Here is a 15,322-nt window from a genome sequence, read left to right as displayed (position 1 = left end):
TGCAAGATCACAAAATGTGAAGGGGCCGCGGCCATGGTGGCGAAGAAGACCGCCGTACAGCAGTCGGCGTCCGGCAGATCCACCGGCGCGGGGAAGACAACCGCGGCCGAGAAGACGGCAGCCGGAAAGGGCGCTGTGGCCGAGGAGGCGGCGCCCAAGAAGACAGCCGCCGAGAAAGCCACCGCAAAGAAGACCGTCGCCAAGAAGGCCCCGGCAAAGAAGAGCGCTGCCAAGAAGGCCGTCCCTGCAAAGAAGGCGACCGCTGGGAAGAGCGCGGCGAAGAAGAGTACGGCGAAGAAGAGTACGGCCAAGAAGAGCACGGCCAGGGAAACGGCCGCGTCCGCGGCCGAGGATGCGGCTGAGGCCGCGGAGACGACGGGAGCCACGACGGTGGTTGCGAAGAAGACTCCGGGCACGGCGACAGCAGCGAAGACGCCGACGGCGGTGCCCAAGGCGCGGGCGGGCGCGGCGGGGTCAGGCGAGCTCGCGGTCCGGCCCGGCGAGGACCCCTGGACCCCTGCGGAGGTCGCGGAGGCCAGGACCGAACTCCAGAGCGAGACACTGCGCCTCGGCAGCGAGATCGCGGCCTCCGAAGAGGCCCTCGCGGGGCTGATGCGGGACTCCGGGGACGGCGCGGGCGACGACGACGCGGACACCGGTACGAAGAACATCACGCGGGAGCACGAGATGGCGCTCGCCGCCAACGCACGCGAGATGCTGGAGCAGACCGAGCGCGCCCTGGAGCGCCTCGACGCCGGGACGTACGGTCTCTGCGAGAACTGCGGCAAGCCGATCGGCAAGGCCCGGATGCAGGCCTTCCCGCGCGCGACGCTGTGCGTGGAGTGCAAGCAGAAGGAGGAACGGCGCTACTGAGCCCAGCCTGGGCGCCGGGGGGCGTACGCGTGTGCCGTACGCTCGTCCCCAGTCAGGTACCTAGGTTGAGGGACTCACGTGGCAGAGGCGGAGCGCATCATCGGTACGCCGGACATTCCTGAGGCGGCTGGGGCGGAGCCGGAGCACTCCGGTGCGGCGGCGGAGAAGCCCGGCGAGTCCGGCGCCGTCGCGGACCAGGACGGGCAGCCCGCCAAGGGCAGGCGCAGGATCGCCGTGCTCTTCGCGGTGGCCGTCGTCGCGTACGCCCTGGACCTGATCAGCAAGATGATCGTGGTGGCGAAGCTGGAGCACCACGAGCCGATCGAGCTCGTCGGCGACTGGCTGCGCCTCTCCGCCATCCGCAACGCCGGTGCCGCCTTCGGCTTCGGCGAGGCCTTCACCATCATCTTCACCTGCATCGCGGCGGCGGTCATCGTGGTGATCGCCCGCCTCGCCCGCAAGCTGTACAGCCTGCCGTGGGCGATCGCGCTCGGCCTGCTGCTCGGCGGCGCGTTGGGCAACCTCACCGACCGGCTGTTCCGCGCGCCCGGCGTCTTCGAGGGCGCGGTGGTCGACTTCATCGCCCCGAAGGGCTTCGCGGTCTTCAACCTCGCGGACTCGGCGATCGTCTGCGGCGGCATCCTGATCGTGCTGCTCTCCTTCCGCGGCCTCGACCCGGACGGCACCGTCCACAAGGACTGAAGGACTGAGGTCACAGGCCCTGCGAAGGGCTGTGGTGCGGGAGTGTCGGTGCGCTCCTGCATACTCAATGGGTGAGCACGATTCCCGAGATCCGAACCCTGCCCGTGCCGGACGGCCTGGAGGGCGAGCGCGTCGACGCCGCCATCTCGCGCATGTTCGGGTTCTCCCGTACGAAGGCCGCCGAGCTTGCCGCGGCGGGGAAGGTCTCGGTCGACGGCTCGGTGGTCGGCAAGTCCGAGCGGGTGCACGGCGGCGCCTGGCTGGAAGTGGAGATGCCGCAGGCGGCCGCGCCGGTGCAGATCGTCGCCGAGCCCGTCGAGGGCATGGAGATCATCCATGACGACGACGACATCCTCGTGATCGTCAAGCCGGTCGGCGTGGCCGCGCACCCGAGTCCGGGCTGGACCGGGACCACCGTGATCGGCGGCCTCGCGGCGGCCGGGTACCGCATCTCCACCTCCGGTGCCGCCGAGCGCCAGGGCATCGTGCACCGCCTCGACGTGGGCACGTCCGGCCTGATGGCCGTCGCCAAGTCGGAGCGGGCGTACACCTCCCTGAAGCGCCAGTTCAAGGAGCGCACGGTCGACAAGCGCTACAACGCGCTGGTGCAGGGCCACCCCGACCCGATGAGCGGCACCATCGACGCCCCGATCGGCCGCCACCCGAACCACGACTACAAGTGGGCGGTCACGGCCGAGGGCAAGCCCTCCGTGACGCACTACGACCTCATCGAGGCGTTCCGGGCGGCCTCGCTGCTCGACATCAAGCTGGAGACGGGCCGCACGCACCAGATCCGTGTGCACATGGCGGCGCACCGGCACCCGTGCGTGGGCGACCTGACGTACGGCGCGGACCCGACGCTCGCCAAGCGCCTCGGCCTCACGCGCCAGTGGCTGCATGCCGTCCGGCTCGGCTTCGAGCACCCGGGCGACGGGCAGTGGGTGGAGTTCGAGAGCCAGTACCCCGACGACTTGCAGCAGGCGCTCGACCGGGTGCGGGCGGAGAGCTCGTGACCGGTGTGACGATCCGGGTCGCGGAGAGCACCGACGACCTGGAGGCCTGTTTCGCGGTCCGCAAGGACGTGTTCGTGGCCGAGCAGCAGGTGCCGGAAGACCTGGAGTACGACGCGTACGACGCCGGGGCGGTGCACGTCCTGGCCGTGCGCGAGGACGGTCTGCCGCTCGGCACGGGCCGCCTCCTGACCGGCGCCGCCGCGGCCGCGAAGAACGGCGGGGACGCCACGGTGGGCGCGCTCGGCCGCCTCGCGGTGACGCGGGCCGCCCGCGGACTCGGCGTCGGTGCCCGTCTGGTCGGGGCCATCGAGGACGCGGCACGCGCGCGTGGCCTGACCGCCGTGGACCTGCACGCGCAGACCCACGCCCTGGGCTTCTACGAACGCCTCGGCTACGAGGTGTACGGACCGGAGTTCCCCGACGCGGGCATCCCGCACCGGGCCATGCGCAAGCCGCTGACCGACTAGCACCGGCCCGGCACCGGCCCGGCACCGGCGCGGCACCGGCCCGGCACCGGCCCGGCGCCGCTTCCGCCGCGAACAGGACGCCGAGAGGCATTGATCCGGTTGGCGGTGAAGGCGTGGCAGGGTTGAGGTCTTGATCGTTCGAGTCTCGACCGCCGGAGGGCACAACCCGTGGATCAATTGGCACTGGTGCTCATCCTGCTGCTCGGTGCCGTGGTCACCGTGCCGCTGGGCGACCGGCTCGGGCTTCCCGCGCCGGTCCTGATGACGCTGGCGGGGATCGGCATGGCCCTGCTGCCGTTCGTGCCCAACGTCGAGATCCCGCCCGACTACATCCTGCCGCTGGTCCTGCCGCCGCTGCTCTACGCCTCCGTGCAGCGCACCTCCTGGCGGCAGTTCACGGCCAACATCCGGCCCATCTTCCTGCTCGCCGTTGCGCTGGTCTTCGTGACGACGGCGGCGGTCGCCGCGATGGCCAACGCCATAGTGCCGGGGCTGCCGATCGCGGCGGCCGTGGCGCTCGGGGCGCTCGTCGCGCCGCCCGACCCCGTCGCGGCGACCGCGGTCGCGGGGGCCCTCGGCCTGCCGCGCAGGCTCGTGTCGATCCTGGAGGGCGAGGGGCTCTTCAACGACGTCACGGCCATCGTGCTCTACCACGTGGCGATCGCCGCGGCGATGAGCGGCACCTTCTCGCTGCCGTCCGCCGCGGGCCTCCTGGTGCTGTCCGGCGTGGTCGCCGTCGCCGTCGGCCTTGTGCTCGGCTGGCTCACCAACAAGCTCATGGGGCTGCTCGGCGACGCCACCCTGCAGACCGGCCTGACGCTCCTCGTACCGTTCGTCAGTTACGTACTCGCCGAGGAACTGCTCGGCTCCGGCGTGCTCGCCGTCCTGACCACCGCGCTCTACCTCGCGGAGAACGCAGTCGACGCCGACGACGTGCTCGGGCGGATCACCGGGCAGACCTTCTGGCAGATCGTCGACACCCTGGTCACCGGTATCGCGTTCGGGCTCATCGGCCTCGAACTGCACAATGTCTTCGGCATCGCCAAGGGCCACCAGTGGCAGATGTACGGCTGGGGCGCGGCGATCGTCGCCGTCGTGGTCGGCGTACGGCTGCTCTGGCTGCTGCCCGCGACCTGGCTGGCCAAGCGGCTGCACAAGCGGCGGGACGTCGACGAGGAGATCCCGACGACCTGGCGCGAGACGGTCGTCATGTGGTGGGCGGGGATGCGGGGGGTGGCGTCCGTCGCGCTTGCGCTCGCCATCCCGCTCAAGACGGACGACGGGACTCCGTTCCCCGCCCGCGAAGAGATCATCTTCATCGCGTTCTGCGTGATCATGGCGACCCTCGTCGTGCAGGGGCTCACGCTGCCCTGGCTGGTGCGCAAGCTCAATGTGCGGGCCGACGCCGACGCGGAGCGCGAGCTGGAACGGAGGCTCGCACTCCGCGCGGCCAAGGCCGCCAAACGGCGCCTCAAGGAGATCGAGGACGTCGAGGAGCTCCCCGAGGACCTCTCCGAGCGGCTGCAGCGCGGCGCGCTCGACATCGGCGCCAGGATCAGCCCGGATCTCCTCGACGACGAGCGGCGCGCGCGGTACGCCAAGCGCGTCGACCGGCTCAAGGCGGTCCAGCGCATCCAGCGCGAGATGATGTCGGCCGCCCGCCACGAGGTCCTCGCGGCGCGCAGCGAACCCGGCGCCGACCCCGAGGTCGTCGACCGGGTCCTGCGCCACCTCGACGTACGCAGCCTGCGGTGAGACGCGGCCCTGCCGGGCTCAGCCGCGCCCCGTCCGCGGCACGTCCGGCGAGAACGGGTCGTGCCGGGGGCGGTGGCCGTTGGTCAGGGGTTCGACGGCCGAGACGGTGGTGACCCGCGGCAGCGCGTAGGAGTGGTGCTCGGTGAGCCAGCGGACCATCTGCTCGCGCACCGTGACCCGCACCGTCCATATGTCGTCCGCGTCCTTCGCGGTGACCAGGGCGCGGACCTGGATCGTGCTCGTCGTGGTGTCCGTGACCGCGAGGCCCCAGTCCCGGCCGTCCCACGCCGCGCAGTCGCGCAGGATGTCGTGCAGCCGGTCGCGCATCAGCGCGATCGGCGCCGTGTGGTCCAGCTGGAAGAAGACGGTGCCGGTCATCTCGGCGCCGCCCCGCGACCAGTTCTCGAACGGCTTCGCGGTGAAGTACGAGACGGGCATCGTGATCCGGCGCTCGTCCCAGGTGCGGACGGTCAGGAAGGTCAGCGTGATCTCGTCGACCGTGCCCCACTCGCCGTCCACCACCACCGTGTCCCCGAGCCGCACCATGTCGCCGAAGGCGATCTGCAGCCCCGCGAAGAGGTTGCCGAGGGTGGACTGGGCGGCGACACCGGCGACGATGCCGAGGATGCCCGCGGAGGCGAGCAGCGAGGCGCCCGCCGCCTGCATGGCGGGGAAGGTCAGGAGCATCGCGGCGGTGGCCACGACGCCGACGATCGCGGTGACCACCCGCTGGATGAGGGTCACCTGCGTGCGGACCCGGCGGACCCGGGCCGGGTCCCGGTGCATGGCCGCGTAGCGCGCGTACGACGTCTCGACGACCGCCGCCGCGATCCGCACCACCAGCCAGGCGGTCGAGCCGATGAGGACGAGGGTGAGGGTCCGGCCGATCTGCTCGGAGTGGTCCTTGGCGAGCTTGGCCTGGCCGTAGGAGCCTCTCAGGAGTGCGCCGCACAGGACGACTTGCAGGGGGACGCGGCCGCGGCGCAGCAGGCCCCAGAGCGGGGTCTCGTGGTGCCGTTCGTCGGCCCGGCGCAACAGGACGTCGACCAGCCAGCCGACGATCACCGTGAGCACGACCGAGCCGCCGATCACGATCAACGGGCGCAGTACGTCTTCCATGCCTCCGAGGGTAGGGGTACGGGCCGAATGGCACGATGGCCCCATGAACATCATGCTTTTCCACTCGACGTACGGGCTGCGGCCCGCGGTGCACGCGGCGGCGGACCGGCTGCGCGCCGAGGGGCACGAGGTGTCGACCCCCGATCTCTTCGCGGGCCGCGTCTTCGACGACGTCGAGGAAGGAAGGGCCTTCCAGGAGGAGCTCGGCAAGGACGAGATCCTGAAGCGGGCGATCCTCGCCGCCGCGCCCTACTCGGAGCGCGGTCTGGTCTACGCCGGCTTCGCGCTCGGCGCCGCCACCGCGCAGACCCTCGCCCTCGGCGACGCGAAGGCGCGCGGCCTGCTGCTCCTGCACGGCACCTCCGACATCGCGGAGAACGCGTCCGTGGACGAGCTGCCGGTGCAGCTGCACGTCGCCGAGCCCGACCCGTTCGAGTCCGACGACTGGCTGAGCGCCTGGTACCTGCGGATGGGCCGGGCCGGGGCCGACGTGGAGGTCTACCGCTACGCGGGCGCCGGGCACCTCTACACCGACCCGGACCTCGACGACTACGACGCCGAGGCCACGGAGGCGACGTGGCGCACGGCGCTCGGCTTCCTGAAGACCCTCTAGAGGTCCCGGGCATCAGTGGACAGGCGCGTCAGCGGACCGGGGCGTCCACCCGCTCGACCTTCTGCGTGCCGCTGCGGGTGCGGTACGAGCGGAGCCAGGACGAGGTCGCCGCGGGGTCGGTCCGGTCGGAGACCGCGTAGTAGTCCATCTGCGAGCGCTCGGCGGTGACGTCGAGGACCCCGTAGCCGTGCGAGTCCATGTCCAGCCACTTCACGTGGCGGTTGGCGGCCCTGATGGCGCCCGCGGCCACGAGGGACACCGTGTGCGGGGCGACATGGAGCATGTCGTCGACGTTGTCGGAGCTCACCGAGGTGACCACGAACTCGGTGGCGGCGGAGGCCGAGAGCGGGTAGGTGGCCGCCCGGGCCGGTACGTCGTTCGCCCAGGCCATGTGGATGTCGCCGGTCAGGAAGACGGTGTTCTGGATCTTGCGGTCGCGCAGGTGGCCGATGAGCTCCTTGCGGTCGTCCGTGTAGCCGTCCCACTGGTCGGCGTTGATGGCCAGGCCCTCCTTGGGCAGGCCGAGCAGCTCCGCAAGGGGTTCCAGGAGATGGGCGGGCAGGGAGCCGAAGGCGACCGGCGAGATCATCACCGAGGTGCCGACCAGCTTCCAGGCCGCGTCCGACGACGCCAGGCCCGCCTTCAGCCAGTCCAGTTGGGCCCGGCCCGTGATCGTGCGGTCCGGGTCGTCGACGTCGCCGCTGCCGAACCCCGCCTGCTCGGAGCGGAAGGACCGCAGGTCGAGGAGGTGCAGGTCGGCGAGTTTGCCGTAGCGGACGCGGCGGTAGACGGTGCCCTCGGTCGAGGGGCGTACGGGCATCCACTCGAAGTACGCCTGCTTCGCCGCGGCCATGCGCGCCGCCCACCCGCCCTCGGTCTCGGCCGAGTGGTTCACCGCGCCGCCCGACCAGGCGTTGTCGGCGAACTCGTGGTCGTCCCAGATCGCGACGACCGGATGCGTGGCGTGCATCGCCTGCGCGTCGGGGTCGGTCTTGTGGACGCCGTGCCGGGTGCGGTAGTCGGCGAGTGTGATGATCTCGTGGGCCGGTTGGTGCGGGCGTACGACGTACTCGGCGGACGGGTACTGGCCGGTCTTGTACTCGTAGATGTAGTCGCCGACGTGCAGCACCGCGTCGAGCTCGGTGCGGGCCGCGAGATGGCGGTACGCGGAGAAGTAGCCCGCCTCCCAGTTGGCACAGGACACCACGCCGAAGCGGACGCCGTGCGCGGAGGCGTCGTGCGCGGGGGTGGTGCGGGTGCGGCCCACGGGGGAGTGCACGTCCCCCACGAGGAAGCGGAAGTAATAGGTGGACGCAGGGTGCAAGCCCCTTACGTCGGCCTTGACCGTGTGGTCGGAGGCGGCCCGCGCGGTGATGGCGCCGTGCGCCACGACCCGGGTGAAACCCTTGTCCTCGGCGACCTCCCAACTCACCTCCGTCTCGGGACCCTTGCCGGAGCCCGGTACGGCGTCGGGGACCGGGGTGACGCGGGTCCAGAGCAGGACGCCGTCGGGCAGCGGGTCTCCCGAGGCGACGCCGTGGTGGAAGGCGGGTCTCTCGGCGGCGTGCGCGGGTATCGCGGCGAGCGGGGCGCCGAGCGCGGCGGTGGCGGCCGCGGCCTTGACGACGGTACGGCGGCTCGGGGCAGCGGAGTTGAGCGACGGATGAAGATCATTTCGTCTGGTCACGGACGATTACGATACTGATCGGTAATCGCGAGAGGGGGGCGAACTCGGCAAGTTCGCCCCCCTCTTGAAAACTGTTCAGTTCTCGAAAACTCTTCGGTCCGCTACTTCGTGACGCCCGCCTTTTTCAAGGCGGCCTTCCAGGCGTCGGCGGTCTTCGGCGTCTCGACGACCTTGCCATTGATCTTGATGGTCGGGGTGGACTCCACGCCCTTGGCCGACTGGAAGGAATCGCTCATCGTGAGGGCCCAGCGGTCGAAGGTCCCCTTCTCGACGGCGCTCTTGAACTTCTTGTTGTTCTTGAGGGAGTCCACGGTGTTCGCGACCTTGATCAGGTACTTGTCCTCGGCGAAGTCGTCGGACGTCTCCTTGGGGTGGTACTTCGCCGAGTACAGCGCGGTCTTGTACTCCAGGAACGCGTCGGGGCTGACATCCAGGGCGGCGCCGAGCGCGCTGAGGGCGTTCTTCGACCCCTCACCCCCGAGGTTGTTGTCGAGGAACGTGCCGATGGTGAGGTCCAGCTTGTAGTCGCCGTCCTTCATGCCCTTGTCGACCGCGGAGCCGATGGACTGCTCCATGGCCGCACAACCGGGGCAGCGCGGGTCCTCGTAGAGGTGGACCGTGTTCTTCGTGTCGGACTTGCCGATCGTGACCGTCGTGCCGTCCTTGCCCGAGGTGTTCGCGGGCTTGACGAGCTTCTTGTCCGCGGCCTCTTCCCAGTGACCGGGCTTGTTGGACTGCATGACGGCGTAGCCGACACCGCCGGCTATCGCGAGGACGGCGACGATGGAGGCGCCGACGACGGCGACCCGCTTGCGCTGCTGGCGCTTGCGCTCGGCCTCCTGCTGGGCGCGGATCCGCTCGCGTGCGGCGTTCTTGGCGGCCTGGCTGTTGCGCTTGCTCATGATGGTCTTCTCCGTGTACGTGACTGCGTAAGGGGCTGCTGTGCTCAGGCGAAGGCGGCCGAGCACGGCGGTCCACGCCGCCCCACGAAGTGCACGAGCAGCCGCGTGCGCGCCGTCCGGACCCGGCGCGCGGGGCGCGGCAGGCGGCGTACGGGCATCCGGGACGTGGTGACCGCGGCGACCGCGATCAGCAGGGGCCGGAAGGTGGCGGCGCCGACCGCGCGAAGGAGCTGCGCGAGGGCCCGCTCGCCGCGCCGCAGCCAGGCCGCCGCGAGGAGGCCCACGCCGACGTGCGCCCCGAGCAGCAGCCAGGCGGCGCCCGGGTCCGCGTCGGCGAGCAGTTCGGCGGCGCTGTGCCCCTCGGCGGTCATCCGGGCCAGCGGGGTGCCCACGGGCGTCCCGCCGCACAGCACGTCGAAGCCGACGGCGCGCAGCGGGCCCGCGACGGGGCCGCCGGCCTCGCCGTAACAGACGTGCTGGCCCGCGGTGAACACCGTGTCGGCGGCCAGTTCGAGGGGGATGAGCAGGGCGGCGATCCGTCCGTAGCCGCGCTCCGCCCCCGCCGTCGCGTACGCGAGGGCGAAGACGGCGGCGGCGATGGCCGCGATGGTCGTCAGCGGCAGGGGAGCACGGGAGAGCAGCACGTGCGACGCGGCGGAGAGCGTCACGACGAGCGCCGTGAAGAGTGCCGCGCGCACGGCTCTGAGCTGAGTCCCGGACATGTCCATCGCCGAGGAGTGTGCCATGTGTTCCTGTGGGAGGTCCCTGAAGGGGGCCGGGGTCCCATGGTCCACGGGCGGCTACAGGCCCGGGATCCGGCCGTTGCGGAACAGGTCGACGAAGATCTGGTGGTCGGCCCGCGCACGTGCCCCGTAGCTGTGCGCGAAGTCGACGAGCAGGTCCGCGAAGCCGTCCTCGTCGGCCGCGATGGCGGCGTCGATGGCGCGCTCGGTGGAGAACGGCACCAGGTCCGAGTGGCCGCTCTCGTCGTCCGCGGCGGCGTGCATCGTGGCCGTGGCGCGGCCCAGGTCGGCGACGACCGAGGAGATCTCGTCCAGGTCGTCGATGTCCGACCAGTCCAGGTCCACCGCGTACGGGGACACCTCGGCGACGAGCTGGCCGGTGCCGTTCAGCTCGGTCCAGCCCAGCCACGGGTCGGCGTGCGCCTGCAGCGCGCGCTGCGAGATGACCGTGCGGTGCCCCTCGTGCTGGAAGTAGTCCCGGACGGCCGGGTCCGTGATGTGGCGCGAGACGGCGGGGGTCTGCGCCTGCTTGAGGTAGATCACGACGTCGTTCTCCAGGGCGTCGCTGTTGCCCTCAAGAAGGATGTTGTACGAGGGCAGGCCCGCGGAGCCGATGCCGATGCCGCGACGGCCGACGACGTCCTTCACGCGGTACGAGTCGGGGCGGGTGAGCGAGGACTCCGGCAGCGTCTCCAGATAGCCGTCGAAGGCGGCGAGCACCTTGTACCGCGTGGCGGCGTCGAGCTCGATGGAGCCACCGCCCGACGCGAAGCGGCGCTCGAAGTCACGGATCTCCGTCATCGAGTCCAGGAGGCTGAACCGGGTCAGGGAGCGGGCGTCGCGCAGCGCGTCCAGGAGGGGGCCCTGGGCGGTGTCCAGCGTGAAGGGCGGCACCTCGTCGCTCTTGGCGCCCGTGGCCAGGTCGTGGATCCGGTCGCGGTAGGCCGTGGCGTAGGTCCGCACGAGCCCGGTGATCTGGTCGTCGCCGAGCGCCTTGGTGTAGCCGATCAGGGCCACGGAGGCGGCGAAGCGCTTCAGGTCCCAGGTGAAGGGGCCGACGTACGCCTCGTCGAAGTCGTTCACGTTGAAGATCAGGCGGCCCTGGGCGTCCATGTACGTGCCGAAGTTCTCGGCGTGCAGGTCGCCGTGGATCCATACGCGGCCGGTGCGCTCGTCCAGGTAGGGACCGCCGTGCTGCTCGCGCTCCTGGTCGGTGTAGAAGAGGCAGGCCGTGCCGCGGTAGAACGCGAAGGCGGAGGCGGCCATCTTCCGGAACTTCACCCGGAACGCGGCGGGGTCCGCGGCGAGCAGCTCGCCGAACGCGGTGTCGAAGACGGCGAGGATCTGCTCGCCGCGCTGCTCAGCAGTGGGCTGCGGGACCGACATCGCTGGGTGCCTCCTGGTACGGGGTGGTGCGTGACATGGGGACGGATGCTCCGCCCCCGGCGGGACAGATGTTCCGCCCCTTCAACGCTTGACCGTACTCCCGAGTGCCCGCCGGCTGTCAGTGCCCCGGATTAGACTTCCACGCTGTCCCCCCAGACTGTCCGCAGCCTGTAGCCCAGCGTTCTCCGGAGGCCTTCCGCCGTGACCAAGCCGCCCTTCACGCACCTGCACGTCCATACGCAGTACTCGCTTCTGGACGGTGCCGCGCGGCTCAAGGACATGTTCAACGCTGCCAATGAGATGGGCATGTCGCACATCGCCATGTCCGACCACGGCAACCTGCACGGTGCCTACGACTTCTTCCACTCCGCGCAGAAGGCGGGTGTGACGCCGATCATCGGGATCGAGGCGTATGTCGCACCGGAGTCGCGCCGGAACAAGCGGAAGATCAAGTGGGGTCAGCCGCACCAGAAGCGCGACGACGTGTCGGGTTCGGGTGGTTATACGCACAAAACGATCTGGGCGGCGAACGAGACGGGGCTGCACAACCTGTTCAAGCTCTCCTCGGACGCCTACGCCGAGGGCTGGCTGCAGAAGTGGCCCCGGATGGACAAGGAGACGATCTCCCAGTGGTCGGAGGGGCTGATCGCCTCGACCGGCTGCCCCTCGGGCGAGCTGCAGACGCGTCTTCGGCTCGGGCAGTTCGACGAGGCGTTGCAGGCGGCCTCCGACTACCAGGACATCTTCGGCAAGGACCGGTATTTCCTGGAGCTGATGGACCACGGCATCGAGATCGAGCGCCGGGTCAGGGACGGGCTCCTCGAGGTCGGCAAGAAGCTCGGCATCCCGCCGCTGGTGACGAACGACTCGCACTACACGTACGCCCACGAATCCGTCGCGCACGACGCACTGCTCTGCATCCAGACCGGCAAGAACCTCTCCGACCCGGACCGCTTCCGCTTCGACGGCACCGGTTACTACCTGAAGTCGACGGACGAGATGTACGCCATCGACTCCTCCGACGCCTGGCAGGAGGGGTGCAGGAACACGCTCCTGGTGGCCGAGCAGATCGACACCACGGGCATGTTCGAGAAGCGCGACCTGATGCCGAAGTTCGACATCCCGGAGGGCTTCACCGAGGTCACCTGGTTCCAGGAGGAGGTCCGGGTCGGCATGGAGCGCCGCTACCCGGGCGGGGTCCCCGACGACCGGCAGCGCCAGGCCCAGTACGAGATGGACATCATCATCCAGATGGGGTTCCCGGGGTACTTCCTGGTGGTCGCCGACTTCATCATGTGGGCCAAGAACAACGGGATCGCGGTCGGCCCCGGCCGAGGCTCCGCGGCAGGATCGATCGTCGCGTACGCGATGGGCATCACCGACCTCGACCCGATCACGCACGGCCTGATCTTCGAGCGGTTCCTCAACCCCGAGCGCGTCTCCATGCCCGACGTCGACATCGACTTCGACGAGCGCAGGCGCGTCGAGGTGATCCGGTACGTGACGGAGAAGTACGGCGCCGACAAGGTCGCCATGATCGGCACGTACGGCAAGATCAAGGCGAAGAACGCCATCAAGGACTCCGCGCGCGTGCTCGGATATCCGTACGCGATGGGCGACCGCCTCACCAAGGCCATGCCCGCCGACGTCCTCGGCAAGGGCATCGACCTCTCCGGCATCACCGACCCCAAGCACCCGCGGTACAGCGAGGCGGGCGAGATCCGGGGGATGTACGAGAACGAGCCGGACGTCAAGAAGGTCATCGACACCGCCAAGGGCGTCGAGGGCCTGGTCCGGCAGATGGGCGTGCACGCGGCCGGCGTGATCATGTCCAGCGAGCCGATCGTGGACCACGCCCCGCTCTGGACGCGGCACACCGACGGCGTGACGATCACGCAGTGGGACTACCCCCAGTGCGAGTCGCTCGGCCTGCTCAAGATGGACTTCCTGGGCCTGCGCAACCTCACCATCATGGACGACGCCGTCAAGATGGTGCGGAACGACAAGGGCATCGACCTGGAGATGCTCTCGCTCCCGCTCGACGACCCGAAGACCTTCGAACTGCTCTGCCGCGGTGACACGCTCGGCGTCTTCCAGTTCGACGGCGGCCCGATGCGTTCGCTGCTCCGCCAGATGCAGCCCGACAACTTCGAGGACATTTCCGCCGTCTCGGCCCTGTACCGGCCGGGCCCGATGGGCATGAACTCGCACACGAACTACGCCGAGCGCAAGAACGGCCGCCAGGAGATCACGCCGATCCACCCGGAGCTCGAAGAGCCCCTGAAGGAGACGCTCGGCCTCACCTACGGCCTCATCGTGTACCAGGAGCAGGTGCAGAAGGCCGCCCAGATCATCGCTGGGTACTCGCTCGGCGAGGCCGACATCCTGCGCCGCGTGATGGGCAAGAAGAAGCCCGACGAGCTGGCGAAGAACTTCGTCCTGTTCCAGGAGGGCGCGAAGAAGAACGGCTATTCGGACGCCGCGATCCAGGCCCTGTGGGACGTCCTGGTCCCCTTCGCCGGGTACGCGTTCAACAAGGCGCACTCCTCCGCGTACGGCCTGGTCACCTACTGGACCGCCTACCTGAAGGCGAACTACCCGGCCGAGTACATGGCCGCGCTGCTCACCTCGGTCAAGGACGACAAGGACAAGTCGGCCGTCTACCTCAACGAGTGCCGCCGCATGGGCATCAAGGTCCTCCCGCCGAACGTGAACGAGTCCGTGCACAACTTCGCCGCCCAGGGCGACGACGTGATCCTGTTCGGCCTGGAGGCCGTCCGCAACGTCGGTACGAACGTGGTGGAGTCGATCGTCCGCTCGCGCAAGGCGAAGGGGAAGTTCACCTCCTTCCCCGACTACCTCGACAAGGTCGAGGCCGCCGCCTGCAACAAGCGCACCACGGAGTCGCTGATCAAGGCGGGCGCCTTCGACACGATGGGGCACACCCGCAAGGGCCTGACCGCTCAGTACGAGCCGATGATCGACAACGTGGTCGCGGTCAAGCGCAAGGAGGCCGAGGGCCAGTTCGACCTCTTCGGCGGGATGGGCGAGGAGTCCGGCGGCGACGAGCCGGGCTTCGGGCTCGACGTGGAGTTCTCCGAGGACGAGTGGGAGAAGACCTATCTGCTCGCCCAGGAGCGGGAGATGCTCGGTCTGTACGTCTCCGACCACCCGCTCTTCGGCCTGGAGCACGTGCTCTCCGACAAGGCCGACGCGGGCATCGGGCAGCTCACCGGCGGTGACTACTCGGACGGCTCGATCGTCACCATCGGCGGCATCATCTCGGGCCTGCAGCGCAAGATGACCAAGCAGGGCAACGCCTGGGCCATCGCGACCGTGGAGGATCTCGCGGGATCCATCGAGTGCATGTTCTTCCCGGCGACCTACCAGCTGGTGTCGACCCAACTCGTCGAGGACGCCGTGGTGTTCGTCAAGGGACGCCTCGACAAGCGCGAGGACGTGCCGCGGCTCGTCGCGATGGAGATGCAGGTCCCGGACCTGTCGAACGCGGGCACCAACGCGCCCGTGGTGATCACCATTCCCACGGTCAAGGTGAGCCCGCCGATGATCACCCGCCTCGGCGAGGTCCTCAGCCACCACCGGGGCAACAGCGAGGTGCGGATCAAGCTCCAGGGTGCCCAGAAGACCACCGTGCTGCGGCTCGACCGGCACCGCGTGAAGCCGGACCCGGCGCTCTTCGGCGACCTGAAGGTGCTCCTCGGTCCGTCCTGCCTCGCGGGGTGAGCCGACCGGAGTGAGTCATGAGGGGCGCGTCCGTCAGCGGGTGCGCCCCTCATGTGTGCCTGGATATGAATCAGTTGCGTCAGTTGTGGCCGAAGCGACGCTGGTGCTTACGGGCAACATCGGCAGGGCTGCCCTGGGCCTGCGACTGGATGTCCGACTGGGCCTCCGTCGCGGACGACTTGGCCTGCTCCTGCGCCTGCTCGGCCTGCGAGGCGCGGTCCTGAGGGCTGCCCTGCTTGCGGTTCTTGTTCTTGGCCATAGTGATCTTCCTCCTGAGGGGGATCTGGGGGCCAGACGCGATCAGATTCACATATGGCG

13 protein-coding genes are annotated in these 15,322 nt (G+C 69.7%); 7 read left to right on the top strand and 6 right to left on the bottom strand.

Annotated features, from left to right (window positions below; all coding sequences use genetic code 11):
• The first annotated feature begins 33 nt into the window (after nucleotides 1–33).
• The 5 genes from ABZ953_RS29580 (at nucleotide 34) to ABZ953_RS29560 (ending at nucleotide 4,810) form a co-directional block, all read left to right on the top strand.
• Nucleotides 34–873, top strand: coding sequence for a TraR/DksA C4-type zinc finger protein (locus tag ABZ953_RS29580; RefSeq protein WP_361729945.1), 840 nt, complete (start codon nucleotides 34–36; stop codon nucleotides 871–873).
• Nucleotides 874–951: 78 nt separating this feature from the next.
• Nucleotides 952–1,575, top strand: coding sequence for a signal peptidase II (lspA, locus tag ABZ953_RS29575; RefSeq protein WP_361729942.1), 624 nt, complete (start codon nucleotides 952–954; stop codon nucleotides 1,573–1,575).
• Between the two features lie 71 nt (nucleotides 1,576–1,646).
• Complete coding sequence (locus ABZ953_RS29570) at nucleotides 1,647–2,588, top strand: RluA family pseudouridine synthase (RefSeq protein WP_361729939.1); 942 nt, start codon at nucleotides 1,647–1,649, stop codon at nucleotides 2,586–2,588.
• Nucleotides 2,585–3,055, top strand: a complete 471-nt coding sequence (locus ABZ953_RS29565) for a GNAT family N-acetyltransferase (RefSeq protein ID WP_361729936.1) — start codon at nucleotides 2,585–2,587, stop codon at nucleotides 3,053–3,055. Before ABZ953_RS29570 ends, ABZ953_RS29565 begins: the two co-directional genes overlap by 4 nt.
• 168 nt (nucleotides 3,056–3,223) lie before the next feature.
• Nucleotides 3,224–4,810 carry a Na+/H+ antiporter gene (locus ABZ953_RS29560; RefSeq protein WP_361729933.1) on the top strand — a complete coding sequence of 529 codons (1,587 nt, stop codon included), beginning with the start codon at nucleotides 3,224–3,226 and terminating at the stop codon, nucleotides 4,808–4,810.
• A gap of 18 nt (nucleotides 4,811–4,828) precedes the next feature.
• On the opposite strand, the gene ABZ953_RS29555 is transcribed toward ABZ953_RS29560, so the two are convergent.
• A complete protein-coding gene (locus tag ABZ953_RS29555) occupies nucleotides 4,829–5,929 on the bottom strand; it encodes a mechanosensitive ion channel family protein (RefSeq protein ID WP_361729930.1) in 1,101 nt (366 codons plus the stop codon).
• Between the two features lie 43 nt (nucleotides 5,930–5,972).
• On the opposite strand from ABZ953_RS29555, the gene ABZ953_RS29550 reads away from it, so the two are divergent.
• Nucleotides 5,973–6,542, top strand: a complete 570-nt coding sequence (locus ABZ953_RS29550) for a dienelactone hydrolase family protein (protein ID WP_361729927.1) — start codon at nucleotides 5,973–5,975, stop codon at nucleotides 6,540–6,542.
• A gap of 28 nt (nucleotides 6,543–6,570) precedes the next feature.
• Here ABZ953_RS29550 and ABZ953_RS29545 read toward each other — a convergent pair whose 3' ends face one another.
• The 4 genes from ABZ953_RS29545 to ABZ953_RS29530 all read right to left on the bottom strand — a co-directional run bounded on the left by ABZ953_RS29545 (nucleotide 6,571) and on the right by ABZ953_RS29530 (nucleotide 11,260).
• Entirely contained in the window at nucleotides 6,571–8,229 is a 1,659-nt protein-coding gene (locus ABZ953_RS29545) for an alkaline phosphatase D family protein (protein WP_361729924.1), read from the bottom strand.
• 101 nt (nucleotides 8,230–8,330) lie between these two features.
• Nucleotides 8,331–9,131, bottom strand: coding sequence for a DsbA family protein (locus ABZ953_RS29540; RefSeq protein WP_361729921.1), 801 nt, complete (start codon nucleotides 9,129–9,131; stop codon nucleotides 8,331–8,333).
• A gap of 44 nt (nucleotides 9,132–9,175) precedes the next feature.
• Entirely contained in the window at nucleotides 9,176–9,859 is a 684-nt protein-coding gene (locus tag ABZ953_RS29535) for a hypothetical protein (protein WP_361730160.1), read from the bottom strand.
• A 72-nt stretch (nucleotides 9,860–9,931) separates the two neighbouring features.
• Nucleotides 9,932–11,260, bottom strand: a complete 1,329-nt coding sequence (locus tag ABZ953_RS29530; protein ID WP_361729919.1) for a DUF2252 domain-containing protein — start codon at nucleotides 11,258–11,260, stop codon at nucleotides 9,932–9,934.
• Between the two features lie 201 nt (nucleotides 11,261–11,461).
• Here ABZ953_RS29530 and dnaE point away from each other — a divergent pair, with 201 nt between their 5' ends.
• Nucleotides 11,462–15,004: a DNA polymerase III subunit alpha gene (gene dnaE / locus ABZ953_RS29525; protein ID WP_361729916.1), complete on the top strand. Its 3,543-nt coding sequence runs from the start codon at nucleotides 11,462–11,464 to the stop codon at nucleotides 15,002–15,004.
• Nucleotides 15,005–15,083: 79 nt separating this feature from the next.
• Here dnaE and ABZ953_RS29520 read toward each other — a convergent pair whose 3' ends face one another.
• Complete coding sequence (locus ABZ953_RS29520; RefSeq protein ID WP_361729914.1) at nucleotides 15,084–15,263, bottom strand: hypothetical protein; 180 nt, start codon at nucleotides 15,261–15,263, stop codon at nucleotides 15,084–15,086.
• Nucleotides 15,264–15,322 lie beyond the last annotated feature (59 nt).

It is taken from the genome of Streptomyces sp. NPDC046465, from assembly GCF_040646035.1.
Lineage (GTDB): Bacteria > Actinomycetota > Actinomycetes > Streptomycetales > Streptomycetaceae > Streptomyces.
This window is presented reverse-complemented; position numbering and strand designations above follow the sequence as displayed.